Below are 22,162 nucleotides of genomic sequence, written 5' to 3' on the forward strand. Positions count from 1 at the left end.
TGAGCGCATTAAATCAAGGAGTTGAATATGAGTAGTGGTTCTAAGGGTAAGCCTATTTTATTTTGGGTTGTTGGTTTTTTTGTGTTGCTATTCTTGGTGTACTTTTTGTTCGCCAACACCATCATAAAATCTATCCTTGAGTCGAAATTAGGGGAATCATACGGCGCAGAAGTCAACATTGACGAATTCGATCACTCTCTTTTCCCAACCACAGTTACATTGAAAGGCATAGCGCTAACCAACCCAACCAAGCCGTCACATAACCAAGTTTTTGTGGGTGAAGCCAATGCTGACGTTGAATTAAAGCCACTGCTTGATGATCAGGTTATTGTTAATAACCTAAACCTACTTAAAGTACAGTTTGATACCAAGCGTGAGTCTGAAGGTGAAGTGTATCGCGTTCCAGAACGCTCCCTGTCGTTTGACGAAATTAAAGCAAAAGCCAAAGAGGCCGTACCTACGGTTGATGAGCTTCTTGCACGCAACCCGCTGAAAACCACAGCAGCCGTTGAAAATGCAAAGGCTGCTTACGATACCTATGGCAAAGGTTTGAAAGACGACTATGAATCTTTGCCTGATAAATCGCGCATTGAGTACTACAAAACACAGGTCGCTCAGCTAAAAGAAACGGATTACAAAGACCCTCAAGCGTTGGTTCAAGCCAAGTCAGCATTCGATAAACTGAAAGAAGAAATGCAGGCAGACCGTGCGCTTATCAGCGACTTCACTGAAAAGGCTAGCGATGCAAAACAAGCTTTAAGTGAAAGTGTTGAAGCACTCAAAAAAGCGCCTCAAGAAGACTATGCTTTACTTAAGGGTGTTATTGCTGGCGATCAAGCAGCCCTTTCCCAGGTGACATATTTTGTATTTGGCGACAAAGCAGCGGAATATACCGAATACCTGATGGCGGCAATGCAAATCGTTATGCCGCTTATTCAGGGTGAAGAAAAAAGCGAAGCGCCTGCAGAAGTGCCTTCAATATTAGTAAAAGAAGCTAACGTCTCTGTGCTATGGCAAAACGAATCTATCACCAGCAAGTGGAACAATATCACGAACGTTCACGAAGTATTTGGTAATCCAACTACCTTTACTATTGAAGCGGCTGGCGATTTATTAAAGTCGTTTACCTCTAGCGGTGAGTTTTGGATTGATGGTGAAGGTGTTGATGCTAGTCAGGTATGGGAGCTAGCCGGTGTGAATATGTCTGACATTTCTTTTAGCGGCAATGAAACACTTAATGCGGTGCTTAAATCAGCGCTAATGAAAACCAACGGATCGATGAAAGTCACGGATAACATGCTGACCGGTACCGGCGAAGTCGACCTACAGCAGCTTGTCATGGAAGCAACGGGTACTAGCGATATTACCAGTGCTATCGCTCAGGCATTGCAGACCTTAAGTAGCCTAAACATGACCATGTTGCTTGACGGTACTCTTTCAGACCCAAGCTTTGACGTTAAATCTGACCTTGACAATAAACTTGCAAAAGCAGCACTTTCACAGCTTACTGCTAGTCAGAAAGATAAACTAGACGAGTTAAATACTAAGCTCAACAGCATGGTAAGTAGTCAGCAGTCAGTATTGTCTGGTGAGCTTGTAGATGTAACAAGTATGCTTAACGCTGCCCAAGGCGACAGTGCAGCCCTTCAGGAACTACTTCAAGCTCAGCTTAACAACGTTGTTGAAGAGCAAAAAAGTAAACTGCTTGATAAATTGAAAGGGAAATTTGGTCAGGGTGAATAATGCACCTTTGACTCGGCGCTGCTTCGCGGCATAATACAACACAGCGGAGGCACAGCGCCTCTGCTTTTTTCCGCTTAACCATATTGTCAGGTGAATCTGTGTTACAAGGTAAATGGCTTCCCATTGTATTAATAGTACTTCTCAGTCTATTACAATACAGACTATGGTTTGGAAAAAATAGCATTCCCGATTACTTCAACCGAAAACAAGAAGTTCATACTCAAGCCCTTCAAAACGCGAATCTTGCTCAACGTAATGCGTTACTTAAAGCTGATATCAGCGATTTAAAAATTGGTTTAGAAGCCATTGAAGAAAGAGCGCGAAATGAACTCGGTTTGATTAAAAAGGGAGAAACCTTTTACCGTATTTTGCCCGCAGATGCTAAGTGAATAAAATGACATCGCCCCGCGTTGTTGCGGTTATCCCCGCAGCCGGAGTCGGCAGCCGAATGAGAGCCGACCGTCCCAAACAGTACCTTACTTTAAACGGTAAAACCATCCTTGAACACACCATAGACGTGTTGTTGACGCACCCATTAGTTGACGAGGTTGTGGTAGCCATCAGCCCAGGCGACGCTTACTTCGATACCTATGGACTGCGGGAAAAACCGATTCATGTGGTAGACGGTGGCAAAGAACGGGCAGACAGCGTACTCAACGGCATCATGTCTTTGGGCGAGAATGACTGGGCTCTAGTGCATGATGCAGCCCGTCCCTGTGTTGAAGAGAGCGATATTTCTGCGCTTATTGCCTTGATAGACAATAGGGCCGTTGCCGGCGGTATTCTGGCAACCCCCGTGAGAGACACTATGAAGCGAGTTGCGCTTGATACAAATACCGACACCAACATCATTTCTCACACCGAGAACAGAGACGGCCTGTGGCACGCGCTAACGCCACAGTTCTTTCCCGCAACACTTTTGAAGCAGGCTCTTCAGGAAGGTTTAGCAAAAGGCGCAGCGATTACTGACGAGGCGTCGGCTATTGAGCTTGCTGGCTACAAAGTAGCTATGGTTAATGGAAGCCCAGCAAATATAAAAATAACCCACCCAGCCGACCTTCCTTTGGCAGAATTCTATCTTAAGCAAAAATTTAGCGCGCAAGGCAACAACCTGCAAAGCCATAGCGCACAAGATCAAAAGGCAAACTTATAATGCGAATAGGACACGGTTTCGATGTACACAAATTTGGCGGCGACGGCCCCATCACCATAGGTGGCGTGCGCATCGACTACGAACAAGGCCTTGTGGCACATTCTGACGGCGACGTATTGCTTCATGCACTTTGCGATGCAATGCTAGGGGCGGCTGCACTTGGTGATATCGGCAAGCATTTCCCAGATACAGACGATGCCTATGCCGGAGCGGACAGTCGCGTATTGTTACGTCACGTTGTGAATGTAGTTAAAGAAAAAGGCTACAAGCTAAGTAATGCTGATATGACAATAGTAGCGCAGGCGCCAAAAATGGCCCCACATATCGGTGCTATGCGCGAGTCCATCGCGCAAGACTGCAACGTTTCGCTTGACGATATTAACGTAAAAGCAACGACGACTGAAAAACTCGGTTACACCGGCCGCAAAGAAGGCATTGCCTCTCACGCTGTCGTGCTATTGGAAAAACTATGAAGCCCTTAAACACTGATCACTGGCAGTACTATTTTGCAAAGCCTGTATCTACTGGCATATTTAAATTCCAAGCCGACGACTTTCAAGTTGTTGAAGATTTAGGCTATACCCCCTGCGGCGAAGGCGAGCACCAGTTTGTGTTTATTGAAAAAACGAACACAAATACCGCATTTGTTGCAGAACAACTGGCGCGCTTCGTTAACTTGCCGCTGCGCCAGATCACTTATGCAGGACGTAAAGACAAATATGCAGTAACACAACAGTGGTTCGGCATACACGCACCCGGCAAACCAGATTTCGATTTTAGCAACTTCGAACTAGAAGGCGTTAAAGTACTCAAGCAAATGCGTCACAATAAAAAGCTGCGTACGGGCCAACTTAAAGGCAATCACTTTACAATTACTCTGCGTCAGGTTTTACACCCAGAAGCTATTGAAGAGCGTTTGCAAGAAATTGCAGAGCACGGGGTACCTAATTACTACGGCGAGCAACGTTTTGGTGTAATGCGCTTAAATGATATGGGTGAAGTGCAGCGTGGCGGGAATCTGGTAATGGCCGAACGCATGGTCAATGGTGAAACCATTAGGCACCGTAACAAGCGCTCCATGGCGCTTTCTGCTCTGCGCAGCTGGCTGTTCAATGAGATGCTTTCATCACGCCTCGAAAAAGGCACATTTGATAAAGTAAACCAAGGCGATGCACTGGTGCTTTCGGGGTCTAATAGCTTTTTCATTAATGAAGGTGATGAAGGCTCAGAACAGCAACGAGATGCACAGCGTCGCTTCGCTGCAAAAGATGTGTGTCCTTCAGCGCCGCTTTGGGGTAAAGGCTCACTAGTTACACAAGCTGACGCCCTCGCATTAGAGCAGTCGGTTGCAGAGCAAAATAGCGAAGTTATCGATTTTTTAAGTCAATGCGGGTTCGAGCAAGAGCGCCGAGCGATAAAAATTTGGCCTTCACAGCTTGAATGGCAGAGTAAGGGTGATACATTTACTATCTCGTTTGCGCTTCCAAGCGGCTGCTTTGCAACCTCGGTCCTTAGAGAATGCGTGGAGACTTTATCCCCCATTAATCGGGTTTAGAAAGTATTGGTAAAAGTGTGGCGCGCAACAGATTTAACCACGCGTAGCTGTGAATAAGAATAAAGGAAAGTACGCAACATCATGAGAGCTTCTAGAAAAGGAGACGCGTTAGCACAACTGCTTTATAACGAGGGAATACGTTCACAAGCAGTATTAAACGCCATTGCTGGTACGCCGCGGGAGAAGCTTCTTGCCCGACGCGCTAAAACATAAAGCTTATCAAAATACGGCATTGCCTATAGGTCAGGGCCAGACAATTTCGCAGCCTTATATTGTTGCGAAAATGACAGAGCTATTGCTTGATAGCCCCAATAAACCTGAAAAGGTCCTAGAGATAGGCACAGGATCAGGTTATCAAACGGCTATTCTTGCTCAGCTATTTGCTAAAGTTTTTAGTGTAGAGCGGATTAAATCTTTGCAGTTTCAAGCGAAGCGCCGAATGAATCAACTCGACCTTCATAATATAGCAATGAAACACGGCGATGGTTGGAAAGGCTGGGCATCAAAAGGTCCATACGATGCTATTATCGTCACTGCTGCCGCTGCAAGCCTTCCACAAGACTTATGCGTTCAGCTAAAAGAAGGCGGGCGGCTGATTATCCCCGTGGGTAACGAACAACAGTCGTTACTATGTATTGATAGGATTGAAGGGGAATTAAAAACGTCGACCATTGAATCGGTTCGATTTGTTCCTCTTGTAGCAGGAGAGCTAATGTGAAGCTTTTTGAGCCGTGTTATGACATGGCGTTACGCTGGGCGAGGCATCGCCACGCAACCAAATATTTAGGTGGGTTAAGCTTCTCAGAGTCAGTATTCTTCCCCATACCACCTGACGTTATGCTTGCCCCTATGGCCTTGTCACAGCCTGATAAGGCATGGCAATTTGCCTTTATCACTACCATTGCATCTATCTTGGGTGGTATTGCGGGATATTGGCTTGGTTATTTTGCCTTTGATGCTTGGTTAGCGCCGGTTATTGAGAGTTGGGGATACACTCACAAAATAGATACGGCAATGCAATGGTTTAAAGACTACGGCATATGGGTGGTCTTCCTCGCTGGCTTTTCTCCCATTCCTTATAAAATATTTACTGTAAGCGCTGGCTTCTTGCAAATGGCTTTCTTGCCCTTTGTGCTTGCATCAGCTATTGGGCGAGGCGCCCGATTCTTTCTAGTTGCAGCACTTATGCGCTGGGGAGGAGCTGCAATGGAACAAAAGTTAAGGCAGTATGTAGAAGTGCTTGGATGGGCCGTCGTCATCCTAGCAGTAATTGCTTATTTACTATTGCGGTGACATGCGTAGCCCCCATGTTCGCATAGGAATTTTGTTTTATGTTTGTGTACTCGTTGGAGGCTGTGCAGGAAGAACTGCGCCTGCCCCAGTTGTGCTTTTAAATAGTCAAGTTTCAGATGGAAGCGAAGAGTACACAAAAAAAATCTATAAAGTGCAACCAGGCGACACGCTATACGCAGTAGCTTGGTATACTGGAAACGACTATCGCGATCTAGCAAAATACAACGATTTATCAGCTCCTTACACCATATTCCCTGGTCAAGCTTTAAAGCTTGCACCACCATCAAATGTAGCTGCCCCCCCCGTAAAACCGAAGGTTCAGACCAATCGGTCAACAACTCCGACCACCCCTAAGATAGACAAAAGTTTGGTTGACCGCCCATCATCACAGGCGTATCGTGAAAGTGAAAAAATTGTTAAGCCACAAAATGTTACGACTGTCAAGAAGCCGTCAAAAAGCGTCAAAAAACAAGCGCCAACGAGCTTCCCAAGTAAAGTTGAAAAGTGGGTTTGGCCAGCAGAAGGTAAGCTAGTTGGTACTTTCAGTAAGTCTGAGTCAGGCAACAAAGGAATTGATATCGCTGGTGCTAAAAGCAGTAAAGTCGTCGCAGCAGCGGATGGAAAAGTTGTTTACTCAGGGAATGCCTTAAGAGGTTACGGTAATTTAGTGATTATTAAACACACCGATACTTTCTTAAGTGCTTACGCCTACAACGATACCATTTTAGTTAAAGAGCGAGAATGGGTGTCAGCCGGGCAGCAGATTGCAACCATGGGTGATAGCGGAACAAATTCGGTAAAACTTCACTTTGAAGTTAGGTATAGAGGGAAATCTTTAGACCCGATGAAATACCTGCCAACATTAAAATAATAAAAATAAATAAGAATAATAAAACACAAAGGAGAAACGTCATAAGGTAAACCTTGTAGCAGGAGATTCACGATGGGTAAGTCAAATAAAGCCTTGGAATCAAAACCTCAAGATGACTTAGATGTCATCGATATGCCAGCTGATATGAAAGCTGACGAAACCTTAACCAACGACGCTGACCTAGAAAATGATAACGCCATTTTCAGTCAGGATGACCAGCCTAAAAACCTAGATGCCACACAGCTTTATCTAGGTGAGATTGGTTTTTCACCACTGCTAACCGCAGAAGAAGAAGTTTATTTTGCGCGCCGCTCCCTGAAAGGCTGCGAAGCCTCTCGCAAACGTATGATTGTTAGCAACCTTCGCCTTGTTGTTAAGATTGCTCGCCGTTATAACAACCGTGGATTAGCACTTCTCGATTTAATTGAAGAAGGTAACTTAGGCCTAATCCGTGCCGTAGAAAAGTTTGATCCTGAACGCGGATTTCGCTTTTCAACTTATGCAACCTGGTGGATTCGCCAAACTATCGAACGCGCGATTATGAATCAAACGCGTACTATTCGTTTGCCAATTCACGTAGTCAAAGAACTAAACGTTTATTTACGTGCTTCTCGTGAACTTTCACAAAAGCTTGACCATGAGCCAACTGCAGAAGAAATTGCGGTGGCTCTTGATAAGCCAGTGGAAGATGTAACAAAGATGCTTCGTTTAAATGAACGCATTACCTCTGTCGATACACCTATTGGCGGAGAAAATGACAAAGCACTGCTAGATATTATCGCTGATGAGAAAGAGTTTAGCCCTGAAGAGAGCTTACAAGACTCTGATATCAAGAGTAATATCGTAACTTGGCTTGAAGAGCTTAACCCTAAGCAGCGCGAAGTACTTGCTCGCCGATTTGGCCTTATGGGATATGAACCTTCAACTCTTGAGGATGTGGGTGCAGAAATTGGCTTAACACGTGAGCGTGTACGTCAAATTCAAGTGGAAGCACTTCGCCGTCTTCGCGATATGCTGGGTCATCAAGGTCTTTCACTAGAGAACTTGTTCGACCAAATGAAGTAGCTACTACTCACATTGTAGAGTAAAACTTGAATGCCAGTGTTGTTACGCTCTTAAACAAGCGCTTCAACACTGGCATTTTTATTTTAAATTCAAAATAACCCAGCAGCCCTTTAGTTGTCCTACCTAGTTCAGTTTCTCACAAGTGTGACAAAGGTGTAAGGGTGCGCGTTTTTTTCATCGGTATCATGCGCTTCCCTCGATACTTCGGTCCAGCTTGCTACAGCTTCATAATCTGGGAAGCGGGTATCTCCCTCTACTGAAAGATCAATATGAGTAAGGTACAAGGTATCCGCTCTATCTAAAAATGACTGGTAGATAGTACCGCCACCAATAATCATTACCTCGTCACTTTCTCCACTGTCATTACTTAGCGCTTTCGCGACCTCAAATGCCGATTCCGGCGAGTCGACCACGGTAGCGTCAGATAAGCTGTAATCTTCATTACTCGTGATCACAATATTCGGCCTACCCGGAAGCGCCCTACCGATTGATTCGTAGGTTTTGCGACCCATTATGACAGCCTTGCCCAAAGTGATAGCTTTAAAATGCTTCAAGTCAGCGGGTAAATGCCACGGCATATCATTGTCTGCGCCAATAATTCTGTCTTTTGCCATAGCAGCAATCATCGCTATTTTCATTTTTTACACCTTCAGGCTAAGTTCAATTTGAAGCATTAGCAGTATAACAATATTGCCTAAAAAATGCGTCTGCACGTTATCAAAGTAAACCGTTTAGATAGATAGTAGGGATGGAGCTTTGAGGCAAAATATGAAGCATTAGAATGCTTACAATTTATTGACCTGAGCACTTACGCTAGGATAATACTAATCCGCATAGATAAGTGCCCCGTCAGAAGGCGCTGCAAACAATCTAGGTGAATACAGCGCTACCTAATATTACGATTTCAAGTTAGTTTCTAGGAAGTTGAGTACCCCCTGATAAAGCTCTCGTCTATTACCTTCATCGTATACGCCATGCCCTGCTTGCTTAAATTGCAGATATACTGGCGGTTTTCCCGCAGCAGTTAAACGCTCAGAAAGCGCTTCTGCATTTATTTCTGGAACACGTCTATCTTTTGAACCATGTATTAGCATGACATTCGCTTTAATCTTATCAACATGGTTAATTGGTGAATAATCATGTAGTTGCGATTGGTCATTTCCTAGTACTTTTGACAAGTAAGCTTTACCTCCCCAGCTATTCGGAATATCACTTTCTGTAAAGATATACTGCATATCGTATATTCCGACGTATCCAATAGTGCATTTATAGAGCTCTGGCGCCCTTACAACAGACATGAGCGCGGCGTATCCACCATAGCTGCCACCATAGGTACAAACCTTATTGCCATCGACATAGTCTTTATCTATTGCCCAGCGAGTAGCTTCATTGATGTCTTGTATCATCTTGCCTCCCCACTCTTTATATCCCGCACGCTTAAATGCTGTGCCGTAGCCATCACTGCCTCTAAAATTAACACGTAATACCGCGTAGCCACGATTTGCTAGAAGTTGTGTTTCAGGATCGTAACGCCAAAAATCCCGTGTACCTGCTTGATGTGGACCTCCATGAATCATTACGACAAGAGGAGGCTTTTCCCCTGCTTTCGAATTATTAGGAAGTGTTAAATAACCATTGATCGCCATACCATCCGACGTTACAAACTCTATCGGTTTCATAGGAACAAGCATTCTAGGGTCGATCCATGAACTGTTAGCCCACACGAACTCAGCTTTCAGAGTCTCACTGTCGAACAGGTAATATTCGCCAGGATTGACATCACTGCTAACATGTACCAAAAGTGTCTTCCAATCCTTGGTACTGCTAGTGATGTGCACAGTTTGGTCGCCAAAGGCTTCTGCTAATAACTTATGAATAGATGATGTTTCAGATTCAACTTTTGCGTACTCTGCCTTTGACTTACCAGGATAGGTAATACCAACAGCTGGAATACCATTCTTGTCTAGAATAAAGTCTTCAATATCGGTCTCATGGCTATCGAATATGGGCTTATATTCTCCAGAATTTAAATCTAGAGAATAAAGTGTATATACTCCACTTTCCCCTCTTCGACCACCGAGGAAAATTGACTCTTCATCCTCACTAGCACCAAGTGGGTGAAGATAACTGTCCTGTTTAAATTTATCGCCGAGACCAGTCCATTCATCTCCTTCATCCTCTCGATAGGCTGAATGATAGTCACCGTTATTGTCTTGCCAGGTCATGAAGTTAACACTACCCGCTTTATTGGCTAATGCCCTGCTATGGCCATAAGGTAAGACGTCTACTTTTCTTTTTCGACCATTATAGACATTGAGCTTACTTATAACTGGTTGCTTTGAGCGATCGTCGTAGTATGTATTCCCATTTTTTGTCCATGGGTATTCGATGATTAGAATATTGTCATCGTCGTTCTCGAGCAGACTAAGAATTTCCTGACTCGCCAATGTATCGTCTTTGTTAGACAAGCGACTGCCTAGCTTGGCGTCGCCTGCTCGAAACCCAAAAAGTTGTTCTTGTTTGCTTCCATCAACATTTACACCAAACAACTCACCAGTAGGTATAGGGGCGTCTAAGTAACCAAACTTTTCTGCGTACTCGAAAACAAGACGCTCTTCATTAACCCAATTCATAGTATGGATAATGTCTTTATTACCAGGACGGACACCTCCGACTAAGTCGAGTGTTTGGCGATCGAGAACGACTAGAATAACTTTACTGTCGAATCGAACGCGAGCAGCAATATGCTTTCCATCTGGTGACAATTTCATATCTAGGTAGTCACCATGTTTAGTAAAATATTCAAGGGGTAATTCAGTAGATAAGGCACTAAAAGCCGATAGGGACAGCCATGCTAGAAGGATCCATTTCATGTGTTTTCCTAATATTATTATTTTGATTTCTAGGAAAGATAACTAATCTGTAAAATGTTTTCAATTAAGAAGGTAGGAAAACCCTACAAGGGTTCTCCTATTTTTAGACGGCGTGGCGTAGCCAGCTTGGTGTGTTAAGTTGATTTTGCTTTCTAGCTGGGATGCTTTATGTATTTAATAAAGCACCCTTTTAAAATTAACAGATTTGATGAGGCTTCAACAACTGTATTTTAGCGACGATACTCAACTTCCACGTCGTAGTCGTCTTCGTCCCAGTCGTCGTCATCGAGATCGTCACCTAAACCATCTTCGAATTCATCATGGGCTTCAAGTGTATTTTTGTGGTAAGTGTCCCACTTGAATTCTACTTCTTTCTTCTCTTCTTCCTCTTCTATTTCTGCAGGAAGAGTTTCAATGAAGTCCATAACATCGTTACAGAGTGGATCGAGGTTCATCTTTTGAAACGCAGAGATTTGATAAACTGGGCCTTCCCACTCTAACGCATCAATAACGTGCTGGCAGCGCTCTTCTGCTTCTTCTTCAAGCAGCAAATCAACTTTGTTAAATACTAACCAACGTGGCTTTTCAGCCAATTTAGGGCTGTATTTTTCAAGTTCTTCTATAATTGCTTTAGCATTTTCGGCCGGATCAGTTTCATCTACAGGGAAAATATCTACCACATGAAGCAAGATACGACAGCGTTCTAAGTGTTTTAAGAAACGAATACCCAAGCCCGCCCCATCGGCAGCACCTTCAATCAAACCAGGAATATCAGCAACAACGAAGCTACGCTGTGAATCTTGGCGAACAACACCTAGGTTAGGTACGAGCGTAGTAAACGGGTAGTCAGCCACTTTAGGCTTAGCCGCCGATACAGAGCGAATAAAGGTTGATTTCCCTGCGTTAGGCATACCAAGTAAGCCAACATCGGCTAGAAGCATAAGCTCTAGCTTAAGGTTACGAATTTCACCTGGTGTACCATTGGTCTTTTGACGTGGGGCACGGTTCGTACTGCTTTTAAAGCGGGCATTACCTAAACCGTGAAAACCACCTTGTGCCACTTTAAGCTTTTGACCATGACGAGTCAGGTCACCTAATACTTCGCCAGTATCACTATCAGTAGCACGCGTGCCAACAGGCACCATTACGGTGAGGTCTTTACCTTTCTTACCGATACAGTTGCCGCCTTGACCATTTTGGCCACGCTCAGCGCGATGAAAACGCTCGAAGCGATAATCGATCAATGTATTTAGGTTTTCATCGGCCTGTAAAAATACACTGCCGCCGTCACCACCGTCGCCGCCGTCTGGGCCACCTTTAGGTACGTATTTTTCCCTTCTAAAGCCAATGGTACCGTTGCCGCCGTCACCGGCTTCAACGCGAATTTCAGCTTCATCTACAAATTTCATTTATCACTCCGGGCTGTAATGCCGTGGGTTGTTAACTTTTTAATGCGAATACTAAGTTTACACCAAATTACTCAGTGGCGCTTTTGTGTCTGCTCAGCATTCTAAAAAACGAGAAGTAAAACCTTGCCTAGCGTTAATTCGTTCTAGAATTTACACGCCATAAATAAGAACAGTAAAAGAAAGAAAGGTTTCACAAAACAAAAAACCCCGCTTGCGCGGGGTTTTTCTAAGCCTGTTCGGCGAGAAGCTTTTCGCGCTTACTCAGCTACGATGCTTACAAATTTACGGTTCTTCGGTCCTTTAACGTCGAACTGAACTTTACCGTCTTTTAGTGCAAACAACGTGTGGTCTTTACCGATACCCATGTTGTCACCAGCGTGGAAACGAGTACCACGTTGACGAACAATGATGTTACCAGCAAGAACAGATTCGCCACCAAAGCGCTTAACACCTAGGCGTTTACTCTCTGAATCACGACCGTTTTTGGTACTACCACCAGCTTTTTTGTGTGCCATGTGTTCGTGCTCCTATTATGCGTTGATACCAGTGATTTTCACTTCTGTGAACCACTGACGGTGACCCGCTTGCTTACGAGAGTGCTTACGACGACGGAACTTAACGATTTTTACTTTATCGCCACGACCGTGTGTAACAACCTCAGCAGTCACCTTACCACCAGCAACGATTGGTGTGCCGATTTTTACGTCGTCACCGTTGCTTACCATTAAAACTTTGTCAAATTCAACCGTTTCGCCTGGGGCTACTTCGATTTTTTCAAGACGAACGGTTTGGCCTTCGGCCACACGGTGTTGTTTACCGCCACTTTGGAAAACCGCGTACATAGTTAACTCCGCTCTGCGTCCACTGACGCTTCAATTCAAAAAACAGGGCGCGAATTGTACGTGAAACATCCGTAAATCACAAGCCCGATTCGCAGAAAAAATGATTATTTTTCCAACATGGGGCGAATTATGCCCCAATTGCTTATTTGATGCAGCTTCAAATGCTATGAAACTATTAAAATTTCAAAAATAATTTCGAGAAATCAGCAGAAAAGTAGGATCGCTAACTATGAAAACCTGGTCAATTTCTCAAAAATGTTGGCGAAAAGTGCGGGCAAAGTTAAGGCGATCTCATAAAGTCCATTTGCGATCGCCCAAATGAGAGATCCCAACTAGTTCGGAAAGATCGGAAAAAGGGTAAAGGGGTAAAAGGTCGTTTCTCACTAGATAAATTGTGCCCCTACTTGCTTTCTAGCCGTAGTACTACTTTTTGCAGTTTTATTTTCCGATTGTCTATTGGATCGCAAGTTTAGATCGTTTCCTCGCCCTCTTGGTTTGATACAGGATCCATGAATTTACGTAACTGATCATCCGGTTTAATTGCTCGGCTAAGTAGCTCGCTTTAGTCGCCAGTGGAGCGTATTACTATCCAACATAAAATATCGAAAAATTGCCCTTTGAAAGGAAAAACAATTAAGAGTGCCTATAATTATAAGAAATTGTATACGGAAGTATTAATGGGCAAAGCTCAGTTAAGCGAATAACGCAAATTAATCACTATTGAGAAAACAATATTTCAAAGAGTTGAGAAACTCTGATGAAAAATGCTTTTCCTCAATTTCTAAAATGAGTTTAAGCGTAATTAAGAAATTACACGTAAATACGTTAAGCCGTCATTTTTTAAGACAATTTGGTGGATAGTACAGATGATTAAGGTACAATCGCCAGCAACCATTGCCCAAGACGTAAGAGTAAGTATTTATTGCCATGCCTATGGATATAGATCAAATCCGCGCCCTGTCTAATGATGATATGCAGGCGGTAAACCAGCTGATTCAACAACAAGTCGATTCTGATGTTGCCCTTATTAATCAGCTTGGCTTTTATATTGTAAACAGTGGCGGCAAACGCTTACGCCCCCTACTTACCGTGTTAAGTGCGCGAGCAATGGGCATAAGTAATAACGACCATCACACCCTGGCAGCAATTGTAGAATTTATTCATACCGCTACCCTGCTACACGACGATGTGGTTGACGAGTCGACCATGCGTAGAGGGCGTGAGACTGCAAATGCTATCTTTGGTAATCAGGCGTCGGTATTGGTAGGCGACTTTCTTTATACTCGCTCTTTCCAAATGATGGTAAGCCTAAAGCGCATGCGCGTTATGGAAATACTGTCGGAAGCCACAAACCAAATTGCAGAAGGCGAAGTGTTGCAGTTGATGAATTGTAACGATGCTAGCACTACAGAAGCCCGCTACTTTGATGTTATCTACGGTAAGACGGCGCGTTTGTTTGAAGCTGCTACACAGTTAGCGGCTGTGCTAACCGACCAAAATGAGCACATTGAACACGCCATGCAAGAATACGGTAAGCACTTAGGTACTGCCTTTCAGCTAGCTGATGATATTCTTGACTACATGGCTGACAGCGAAGAAATGGGTAAAAATGCCGGTGACGACTTAGCTGAGGGTAAACCTACCCTGCCATTATTATATGCCATGTGGCACGCAAAGAATGATGACGATAAAGCACTCATTCAAGAAGCCATTGAGCAAAGCAATGGCCTACCACATTTAACCCGTATCCAAGGGATTATGGAAGAAACCGGCGCTTTGGACTACACACGTGAATGTGCACAAAAAGAAGTGCAGATGGCCATTGATAGCCTAAACGCTATAGAAGACTCTGAATACAAAGAAGCTCTTATTGCTTTGGCACATATTTCAATTGAGCGTACGAGCTAATTACCGATAAATAACCAATTCTCGATAAGTGATATGAGTAGGCGTGTTGTAAGCAACACGCCTTTTTTGTTAGTAAAGCCAGAATATTATACGCCACGTAGGCTTTTGAACTTATTGATGCGCTAAGCACTTCCCCAACTCTTGCAAGCAGGTAAATAAATATACGTTTTCTGCTTTAACCAAGCATTTGTGCTGCGTTCGGGCTTAGCGCATTTTTACAAGCTAGCCTTCTAACATAAAGCCGATCAGGCCTACTAAGAAACCAAGAATACCGCCAAGGGGTGGCAACCAATGGTTTTCCATACGAATTTGCGGAGCAATATCTTGGAACACTGAATAAAGGATACCACCTGCAGCAAACAACATGATCCCACTCATAACCACTGGGAACTGGGCTAAATAATAAAAGCCGAGCAAACTGAATAAGGGGCCAAGTAGCGCCATCAAAACAAAGATAACGATGAGTTTATTGCTACGCTGTTTGTTTTTGGGCAACATCTCTCTGTAGGCATTAAACCCTTCAGGTAGATTTTGAACCGCAATCAATAGGCCTAACAACATAGTGCCACCGCCTAGTGCTGCCGTCGTTCCAAGGGCGATAGACTCAGGCACAAAATCACTTAGCATTGCGGCTAACTGACTACCAGCGGTTTTCTTTTTTGCTAAGTAAATATCAAGGGCCATAAAAGCTAAGGCACCGCCAACGAAGCACATTATGGCCGCCAATACCGATACGTCTTTTATGCCCTCTGGCACAAGCACAAGACCCACCGCCGAAATAAGCGCCCCAGCTCCTAACGCCAAAATTCCGTGACGTAACTCTTTTTCCAGCCACTTAGGTTGAATACCCTGGTAAGTCGCTAAAATAGCGCCAGCAGGCATCGCTAAGCCTGCCACTGTAGCCATTATTAATAAACCTACTATATCGCCTTGCGCCATAAAGACTCCTTTCTAGCCATAAATTGTGTACGCCTTCTAATTGATTACTGCACTCAGCACTATTGGTTTACAAATAATACCGGCCGCATAGATCATTACCCACTAAGCGAGATTTAAAATGTTCGTAATCGCGGCGTGTTACCGCAGGTATAGTGGTTCTACATCAAGGTGACACAACAAAGAGTACGTACATTTTAAACGCGTGTAACGAAAAAGAGCAGCCAAAGGCTGCTCTTTGCATTCATGACGGTGGGTTGTGTTAGCTATTAGCTATACACAAGAAAGCCGATTAATTTAAGTCCAAATCTCGGGTCATGTTCTCGTTCTTATCTCGATGCACGATAATGTTATCTTCAATACGAATACCGCCAAACGGCTTGTATGCATCAATAGTGTCCCAGTTGATGTACTTTGACGCAGGCGTCGCTTTAAGGTCGCGCAATAGGCTATCGATGAAGTACAGGCCCGGCTCAATAGTAAACACCTGTCGGGCTTCAACCATACGCGTGCAACGTAAGAACGGGTGGTCATCAGGAGCAGGTTTAGGCGTGCCTCTGTCATCATTGACTAGACCGCCTACATCGTGCACTTGTAACCCTAAGAAGTGACCAATGCCATGTGGGAAGAACGTGCGTGTAATACCCATTTCCACAATCTCAGGTGGCGTTAAATTCACCATGCCGGTGTCGTGAAGAATTTGCGCAATACCATCATGGGCTAACAAGTGAATGTCTGTGTAGGCTACACCTGGCTTTAACGAATCAACTAAAGTTAGCGTTACCTTGTCTACCGCCTGAATAAGGTCGCGGAACATTGCTGAGTTCTGAACACCGTCTTGAGCATAAGTACGCGTAATATCTGCCGCATAGCCATGATAATTCGCACCTGCATCAATCAGAAACGAACGGGATTCTTTTGGCGCTACGGTATCACACTGCATGTAATGCAGAATTGAAGCATGCTCGTTAAGTGCCACAATGCTGGTGTAAGGCACATCATTATCACCTTGCCGACTTGCCGTTGCGTAAGCAAGATTAATATCAAACTCGCTTTTCCCTTCACGGAAGGCTTGCGCAGCCGCTTTGTGCCCCGCTACCGCTAGCTTATTAGCTTCGCGCATGCAGTCTAGCTCGTAATCGGTTTTATAAGCACGTTGATAGTGTAAATAATGCAATACGCGGTCTGGATTTACATTGTCAAAACCCAACGCTTTTGCCACTTCAATATATTCGCCTACATAGGCAAAACGGCTTTTATCGTAAGGCAGAAATTTCTCTACCGCGTCGGCCTGTTGAAGTAGTTTAATGTCGAAGCTGTCAGTCCAAAAGTCATTTGGCTCTGGTGGCACTTTGTGCCAGAAATCTTCAGGGCGATAGAAAATAAGCGTAGGCTTGTCTACACCGTTTACCACCAGCCAACAGTTAGGGTTATCAATCACAGGCACCCATGCTTTGAACTGCGGGTTTACCTTAAATGGGTAGTGATTATCGTCCAAGAAAAGACGTTTGCCCTGCCCTGAGTGAATAACTAGTCCGTCTAGCCCTTCTCGCTGTAGTGCTTCGCGAGTTCTAGCTTGAAGCTCTTCGATATGCTGTTGGTAGGTTGCTTTATGTTGCGACATAGCCCCTCTTATCTTTTTAGTCGTTAGTTAGCTACTAGTGTACCACGAGGCCAGCATGACATGCATACTGGCTCAGACCGCTGTGCTGTTGTATACGTTAAGTTTCCCATACTGGCAAAATAGTAACGTAATGAAAGGCGTACCCGTATACGCCTAACCTTTGATAGCTATCGCGGTGCTAGTTGCAGTGTACCTGTTACCGGATGTGTACTTACTGCATCTGCGGAAGGGATCATATCGCGGGTAAGTTGAGGGAAGATGTTCTCGTTTCCACCTAGCTGTTGATCGTAGATATGCTGGTACGCCATAACAGCTTTTACGTAGGCGCGAGTTTCTTTATAAGGGATATTTTCAATCCAGATATCGACCGGTAGCGCTTCATCAGCAGGCAGCCATTCCAATACTTTGCGCCACCCCGCGTTGTAAGACGCAGAAACCAGTACTGGGTTATTATTGAGCTTGTCCATCAAATAACGCAGATACTGCACACCATAATCAACGTTGTCGTCGACTTTAAACAGCTTGTTTCTACTTACTTTTTCTTTTGCCACGTAACGTGCTGTTCCAGGCATTAACTGCATCAGACCTGCCGCTCCAACTGGCGAGATAGCATCGCTTCTAAACGAGCTTTCGCGGCGTGCAATAGCCATTGCCAGCGACTTTGAAATGCTATATGCCTGCGACTTTTCACTGAATACATCGTTAAAGGCCAATGGGAATCGGCGTTCTACATCGTCCCAATAGCCGCTTCGCGCAAAGCTGGTAATTGCTTGGTCGTATAAACCCCACTCATACGCCAAAATGCCCGCATCGGTTACTTTTGATTTGGGTAAATGTGACAGTAAATAGAACCACTCACGGCGCGCTTCTGTGGTTCTGTCTAACCTGAAAAATTCTACAGCGCGCATGGTAGCGGGGGTTTTCGCTACACTGGCTATAGCTGCCGTGTCTCTTGGCGCTGGCGTATGCGCAAGCGATGGAATTTCGCCTACATGTGCACTGGCCATAAAGCCATAATAATGGCGTTCTTGCGCAAGCTCTTTGTACAACACTGTAGCCTGCATAGTTTGACCAAGCGCTTCTAAAGCACGGGCCTTCCAATAGCGATAGTTTTCTTCTTGCTGCAAACTGGCAGGAGCGTTATCAATAACATTAACCACTTCCTGCCACTTTTTCATGCGCAATAAATGGGAAACATGCCATAGCTTTACGTCTTCACTGGCCCCCTGAACATCAGCTAGCTCTAGCCACTGATGGGCTTGGGGAAGGCGGTCTAGTGTGTAGCTAAGCGCTATCGCTCGACGCATAACGTGTTGCTGGGCTTGTGAGAATACTTGCTTATGCTTGTAGCGATTAAATACTTTGCCCGCTAAATCTGGGTTTCTCCACGCAAGTTTCTCTATTGCCCATACCATTACCTCAGCTTCATGCGATGCATTTTTTAGTGGAAAGAGCGCCGTTCTATTTACTCGGCTGGTGTCGCGGGTTACCGATAACCATGCGTCTGCAATGTATTGCTTATCGCTGGGAAGTTGGCGTTTTAGGTAAGAGATAATACTTCGGTTGTCTTCTTTTGCCGCAATTTCAATGCGTTTTATCACCATGTCTGGCGTCATCATGCCGGCTTTTTTCCACTTCGCAAAAAGCGGATCGCATTCGTCAGGCTGGGACTGACCATGAAGCCAAAGCGCATCTACTTCACGCAGAATATCCTGTTCGCTTTCACCTTCTTTTAAACGGTAATTAAGCGCGACACAGGTAAGCCGCGCGCCCATACCGGGGCGATAATTTTCTAGAAAGGTGCTGCGGTAATCTTTTTTAGCTAAGTAGTTGAGCCACTTGTAGCGCACCCCGTAGCTTACTGGCTGACCGTTAAAGTCGTCCAAAAACTGACTAACTTCGCGCTTTGTTTTGATTGACATGGTGCGCTCTAGTTTAAGCCGTAACAGGTACGGATAAAGTGGATAATGCGCTAACTCATAAATGTCGTTATCAAGGTGTTGAAGGCGGTGTTTCGAGTAAGTAAGTAGCTTCTTTTCAACTTCTAAATAGCGGGCACGATCGCTTTCGAAGATATCATTGGGTAGCGTTAACGGCTGTGCAGCCCATGCGCTGATAGAGAAAACTGAAGAAAGCGAGCAAACTAGCGCCCCCACTAGCGTGGCGAGTAATTTATTGTTTTTTGTCAGCGAGCGCTGACCTAACCTCGAACTAAAATTAAAACCAGACACAATAGAACTCCTACCCTGCTCTACACTCGAACGCTTATGAGCGCTGGCAACTTTGCCGAATCGAGCTGATTGTAAAATGTTGCTGATAAAGCAGCATTACGACTGACCCACTACATTTGTTTTATAAACAAAGGGAAAATTTCAGCCGGGCTCCGTGCCAAAGAAGATGTTGTGCCAGCTGTCGTTAGCTATGCTTTACAAACATAGTTGACATGATTGTAGATTATTCTTTTGCTGGATTGGCGCTTTGGGCCAATAACGCTCATTATACAACCACCAATACCGAAATGAAGCGTGAATTCGATATTTAGACTTGAATTTAAGTCATCGGACCACTACCTTAGACAAATTGAAACGCTTGTTTGATTTTTTGTTGAAATTTTGTGTGGCTTTGTAAAGAATCTAGCCACCCTAACGCGTTAGTGAATGCATACGACCCTACAAATTAGTTGGATTACTTCACTAACATCCTGGCCAATGCCGAAGGAGATGATAATGATATACACAGGCAAAAGTCTTTCCGTCAGCCTGTTAGATGACGGCTTTGCTGAGCTGGTATTCGACGCCGAAGGTTCAGTAAACAAGTTCGACCGCCAAACCGTGAGCGAACTTGATGAAGCAACTCAAGCCCTACTTGCTAAAGGCGATGTTAAAGGCTTAGTAGTACGCAGTGCGAAACCTGCATTTATCGTAGGTGCTGATATCACTGAGTTCACTGGCCTTTTCGCTATGGACGATGCCGAAGTACTACAGTGGGTTGCCAATACGTCACAAGTATTCGACCGCTTCGAAGACCTACCTTTCCCTACCATTGCTGCAGTTAACGGCTTCGCGCTAGGTGGTGGCTGTGAGATGGCATTGGCATGTGACATGCGTATTGCCGACACCACAGCTTCAATTGGTTTGCCAGAAGTTAAGCTAGGCCTTATGCCTGGTTTTGGTGGTACGGTTCGTCTACCTCGTCTTATTGGTGCAGACAATGCTCTAGAGTGGATGACCACTGGCCGCGACAGAAAAGGCGCGAAAGCCCTTGCTGAAGGTGCAGTTGATGCAGTTGTAGCACCAGAGGCGCTAGTTGAAGGCGCGCTTTCAATGGTGAAAGACGCCGCTGATGGTAAGTTTGATTGGCAAGCACGTCGTGCAGTTAAGAAAGCCCCGCTACAGTTAAACAAAAACGAAGCCATGATGAGCTTCAGCACTGCTCAAGCTATGGTATTTGCACAAGCTGGCAAACATTACCCTGCGCCGCACAAAATGGTTGAGACAGTGCAAAAAGCCTCTGTGCTAGACCGTGAAGGTGCGCTTAAGCTTGAGAATGAAGGCTTTGTAGCGTTAGCGAAAACAGACGCTGCGAAAGCGCAAATTGGTATTTTCCTTGCCGACCAGCTAGTTAAAGGCAAAGGTAAAAAGCAAGCGAAAGCAGCTACTAAGCAATCTAAGCTTAACGCTGTACTAGGCGCAGGCATCATGGGCGGCGGTATCGCATACCAAAGCGCTGTGAAAGGCACGCCAGTTATCATGAAAGACATTAATCAAGGTGCACTAGACCTTGGCCTTTCTGAAGCGGCGAAAATTCTTGGTAAAGGCATGCAGCGCGGTAAAGTTGATGCGACTAAAATGGCGCAAACACTTAACGCTATCACGCCTACCCTTGAGTACAGCACGCTTAAAGATGCAGACCTTGTTATTGAAGCGGTTGTAGAAAACCCGAAAGTAAAAGGTATTGTACTTAAAGAAGTAGAGGACAACGTAGCGGACGACGCTATCATCTGTTCAAACACTTCTACTATCTCTATTAACCAGCTAGCTGAAAGCCTAGACAAGCCAGAGCGCTTCTGTGGTATGCACTTCTTCAACCCAGTGCACCGCATGCCGCTTGTTGAAATTATTCGTGGCGAAAAAACGTCAGAAGAAACCATTAATGCGGTAGTAGCCGCTACCCTTAAAATGGGCAAAACCCCAATTGTGGTTAACGACTGCCCAGGGTTCTTGGTAAACCGCGTATTGTTCCCATACTTTGCGGGCTTCAGTAAGCTTCTTATCGACGGCGCAGACTTCGTTGCAGTTGATAAAGTAATGGAAAAAATCTTCGGCTGGCCAATGGGACCTGCTTACCTAATGGACGTTGTAGGTATCGACACGGGCGATCACGCAGCAGACGTGATGGCAGCGGGTATTCCAGAGCGTATGGCTCGCCTAGACAACGACCCTGTAACACTGTTCTACAAAGAAGAGCGTTTAGGTCAGAAAAACGGTAAAGGTTTCTACAACTACGGTGTTGATAAGCGCGGCAAGCCTAAGAAAACACCTGCTGAAGAAGCATACGCACTAATGGCGCCGCACGTAGCTGAGAAGACAGACTTTGAAGCTGACGACATTATTGCACGCCTTATGATCCCTATGGCAAACGAAGCAATTCGCTGCCTGGAAGAAGGCATTGTAGATAGCGCAGCTGAAGCAGATATGGCGCTACTTTACGGCTTAGGTTTCCCTCCATTCCGCGGTGGTATTTTCCGTTGGATTGAAACCATTGGCTTGGCGAACTTTGTTGCTATGGCAGACAAGTACGCTGAACTTGGTCCAATTTATCAGATTTCAGACGGCGTTCGTGAAATGGCCGCTGCTGGTAAATCCTATTTCGCATAAGACCCGGAGGAAA

At 44.9% G+C, this 22,162-nt stretch carries 18 protein-coding genes and 1 pseudogene; 11 read left to right on the forward strand and 8 right to left on the reverse strand.

Annotated elements, in window-relative coordinates; translation table 11 throughout:
• The first annotated feature begins 27 nt into the window (after positions 1–27).
• The 9 genes and pseudogenes from ACYX4M_RS04395 (at position 28) to rpoS (ending at position 7,680) form a co-directional block, all read left to right on the forward strand.
• A complete protein-coding gene (locus ACYX4M_RS04395; RefSeq protein WP_476082046.1) occupies positions 28–1,743 on the forward strand; it encodes a TIGR03545 family protein in 1,716 nt (571 codons plus the stop codon).
• Positions 1,744–1,841: 98 nt separating this feature from the next.
• Entirely contained in the window at positions 1,842–2,132 is a 291-nt protein-coding gene (ftsB, locus tag ACYX4M_RS04400; protein WP_476082047.1) for a cell division protein FtsB, read from the forward strand.
• A 5-nt stretch (positions 2,133–2,137) separates the two neighbouring features.
• Complete coding sequence (gene ispD, locus ACYX4M_RS04405; RefSeq protein ID WP_476082048.1) at positions 2,138–2,896, forward strand: 2-C-methyl-D-erythritol 4-phosphate cytidylyltransferase; 759 nt, start codon at positions 2,138–2,140, stop codon at positions 2,894–2,896.
• On the forward strand, positions 2,896–3,369 hold the full coding sequence (gene ispF, locus ACYX4M_RS04410) for a 2-C-methyl-D-erythritol 2,4-cyclodiphosphate synthase (RefSeq protein WP_476082049.1): 474 nt from the start codon (positions 2,896–2,898) through the stop codon (positions 3,367–3,369). The genes ispD and ispF overlap by 1 nt, the downstream gene beginning before the upstream one ends.
• Positions 3,366–4,451, forward strand: a complete 1,086-nt coding sequence (gene truD, locus ACYX4M_RS04415) for a tRNA pseudouridine(13) synthase TruD (RefSeq protein ID WP_476082050.1) — start codon at positions 3,366–3,368, stop codon at positions 4,449–4,451. Before ispF ends, truD begins: the two co-directional genes overlap by 4 nt.
• Positions 4,452–4,532: 81 nt before the next feature.
• Positions 4,533–5,169, forward strand: a pseudogene (locus ACYX4M_RS04420) (protein-L-isoaspartate(D-aspartate) O-methyltransferase).
• On the forward strand, positions 5,166–5,744 hold the full coding sequence (locus tag ACYX4M_RS04425) for a YqaA family protein (RefSeq protein ID WP_476082051.1): 579 nt from the start codon (positions 5,166–5,168) through the stop codon (positions 5,742–5,744). Before ACYX4M_RS04420 ends, ACYX4M_RS04425 begins: the two are co-directional and overlap by 4 nt.
• Before the next feature lies 1 nt (position 5,745).
• Complete coding sequence (locus ACYX4M_RS04430; protein WP_476082052.1) at positions 5,746–6,615, forward strand: peptidoglycan DD-metalloendopeptidase family protein; 870 nt, start codon at positions 5,746–5,748, stop codon at positions 6,613–6,615.
• A gap of 72 nt (positions 6,616–6,687) precedes the next feature.
• Positions 6,688–7,680 carry an RNA polymerase sigma factor RpoS gene (gene rpoS / locus ACYX4M_RS04435; protein WP_476082053.1) on the forward strand — a complete coding sequence of 331 codons (993 nt, stop codon included), beginning with the start codon at positions 6,688–6,690 and terminating at the stop codon, positions 7,678–7,680.
• 128 nt (positions 7,681–7,808) lie between these two features.
• Here rpoS and folA read toward each other — a convergent pair whose 3' ends face one another.
• The 5 genes from folA to rplU form a co-directional block, all read right to left on the reverse strand.
• Entirely contained in the window at positions 7,809–8,306 is a 498-nt protein-coding gene (gene folA, locus ACYX4M_RS04440; protein WP_476082851.1) for a type 3 dihydrofolate reductase, read from the reverse strand.
• 270 nt (positions 8,307–8,576) lie between these two features.
• On the reverse strand, positions 8,577–10,553 hold the full coding sequence (locus tag ACYX4M_RS04445; protein WP_476082054.1) for an alpha/beta hydrolase family protein: 1,977 nt from the start codon (positions 10,551–10,553) through the stop codon (positions 8,577–8,579).
• A 230-nt stretch (positions 10,554–10,783) separates the two neighbouring features.
• The gene (gene cgtA, locus ACYX4M_RS04450) at positions 10,784–11,962 is read right to left on the reverse strand and encodes an Obg family GTPase CgtA (protein ID WP_476055052.1); all 1,179 of its coding nucleotides are present in this window, start codon (positions 11,960–11,962) and stop codon (positions 10,784–10,786) included.
• A 257-nt stretch (positions 11,963–12,219) separates the two neighbouring features.
• Positions 12,220–12,477, reverse strand: coding sequence for a 50S ribosomal protein L27 (gene rpmA / locus ACYX4M_RS04455; RefSeq protein WP_012517170.1), 258 nt, complete (start codon positions 12,475–12,477; stop codon positions 12,220–12,222).
• A gap of 15 nt (positions 12,478–12,492) precedes the next feature.
• Complete coding sequence (gene rplU, locus ACYX4M_RS04460; protein ID WP_012517169.1) at positions 12,493–12,804, reverse strand: 50S ribosomal protein L21; 312 nt, start codon at positions 12,802–12,804, stop codon at positions 12,493–12,495.
• Positions 12,805–13,737: 933 nt separating this feature from the next.
• Between rplU and ispB the strand changes: the two genes are divergently transcribed.
• Positions 13,738–14,712 carry an octaprenyl diphosphate synthase gene (ispB, locus tag ACYX4M_RS04465; protein WP_476055053.1) on the forward strand — a complete coding sequence of 325 codons (975 nt, stop codon included), beginning with the start codon at positions 13,738–13,740 and terminating at the stop codon, positions 14,710–14,712.
• Between the two features lie 222 nt (positions 14,713–14,934).
• On the opposite strand, the gene ACYX4M_RS04470 is transcribed toward ispB, so the two are convergent.
• From ACYX4M_RS04470 to ACYX4M_RS04480, 3 genes are all read right to left on the reverse strand, one after another.
• Positions 14,935–15,651, reverse strand: a complete 717-nt coding sequence (locus ACYX4M_RS04470; RefSeq protein WP_136780385.1) for a ZIP family metal transporter — start codon at positions 15,649–15,651, stop codon at positions 14,935–14,937.
• 289 nt (positions 15,652–15,940) lie between these two features.
• Positions 15,941–17,272: a Xaa-Pro dipeptidase gene (gene pepQ / locus ACYX4M_RS04475; protein ID WP_476082055.1), complete on the reverse strand. Its 1,332-nt coding sequence runs from the start codon at positions 17,270–17,272 to the stop codon at positions 15,941–15,943.
• A 167-nt stretch (positions 17,273–17,439) separates the two neighbouring features.
• Complete coding sequence (locus tag ACYX4M_RS04480; protein ID WP_476082056.1) at positions 17,440–19,503, reverse strand: transglycosylase SLT domain-containing protein; 2,064 nt, start codon at positions 19,501–19,503, stop codon at positions 17,440–17,442.
• A gap of 495 nt (positions 19,504–19,998) precedes the next feature.
• On the opposite strand from ACYX4M_RS04480, the gene fadB reads away from it, so the two are divergent.
• On the forward strand, positions 19,999–22,149 hold the full coding sequence (gene fadB / locus ACYX4M_RS04485; protein ID WP_476082057.1) for a fatty acid oxidation complex subunit alpha FadB: 2,151 nt from the start codon (positions 19,999–20,001) through the stop codon (positions 22,147–22,149).
• Positions 22,150–22,162 lie beyond the last annotated feature (13 nt).

The sequence above is a fragment of the Alteromonas sp. ABV4_150 genome (assembly GCF_056311745.1).

Excerpts from the sequence above, each read along its gene's own strand:
- ACYX4M_RS04395 (WP_476082046.1), top strand. The coding sequence starts at position 28 with ATGAGTAGTGGTTCTAAGGGTAAGCCTATTTTATTTTGGGTTGTTGGT.
- ispD (WP_476082048.1), top strand. The coding sequence starts at position 2,138 with ATGACATCGCCCCGCGTTGTTGCGGTTATCCCCGCAGCCGGAGTCGGC.
- ispF (WP_476082049.1), top strand. The coding sequence starts at position 2,896 with ATGCGAATAGGACACGGTTTCGATGTACACAAATTTGGCGGCGACGGC.
- truD (WP_476082050.1), top strand. The coding sequence starts at position 3,366 with ATGAAGCCCTTAAACACTGATCACTGGCAGTACTATTTTGCAAAGCCT.
- ACYX4M_RS04430 (WP_476082052.1), top strand. The coding sequence starts at position 5,746 with ATGCGTAGCCCCCATGTTCGCATAGGAATTTTGTTTTATGTTTGTGTA.
- rpoS (WP_476082053.1), top strand. The coding sequence starts at position 6,688 with ATGGGTAAGTCAAATAAAGCCTTGGAATCAAAACCTCAAGATGACTTA.
- folA (WP_476082851.1), bottom strand. The coding sequence starts at position 8,306 with ATGATTGCTGCTATGGCAAAAGACAGAATTATTGGCGCAGACAATGAT.
- ACYX4M_RS04445 (WP_476082054.1), bottom strand. The coding sequence starts at position 10,553 with ATGAAATGGATCCTTCTAGCATGGCTGTCCCTATCGGCTTTTAGTGCC.
- cgtA (WP_476055052.1), bottom strand. The coding sequence starts at position 11,962 with ATGAAATTTGTAGATGAAGCTGAAATTCGCGTTGAAGCCGGTGACGGC.
- rpmA (WP_012517170.1), bottom strand. The coding sequence starts at position 12,477 with ATGGCACACAAAAAAGCTGGTGGTAGTACCAAAAACGGTCGTGATTCA.
- rplU (WP_012517169.1), bottom strand. The coding sequence starts at position 12,804 with ATGTACGCGGTTTTCCAAAGTGGCGGTAAACAACACCGTGTGGCCGAA.
- ispB (WP_476055053.1), top strand. The coding sequence starts at position 13,738 with ATGGATATAGATCAAATCCGCGCCCTGTCTAATGATGATATGCAGGCG.
- ACYX4M_RS04470 (WP_136780385.1), bottom strand. The coding sequence starts at position 15,651 with ATGGCGCAAGGCGATATAGTAGGTTTATTAATAATGGCTACAGTGGCA.
- pepQ (WP_476082055.1), bottom strand. The coding sequence starts at position 17,272 with ATGTCGCAACATAAAGCAACCTACCAACAGCATATCGAAGAGCTTCAA.
- fadB (WP_476082057.1), top strand. The coding sequence starts at position 19,999 with ATGATATACACAGGCAAAAGTCTTTCCGTCAGCCTGTTAGATGACGGC.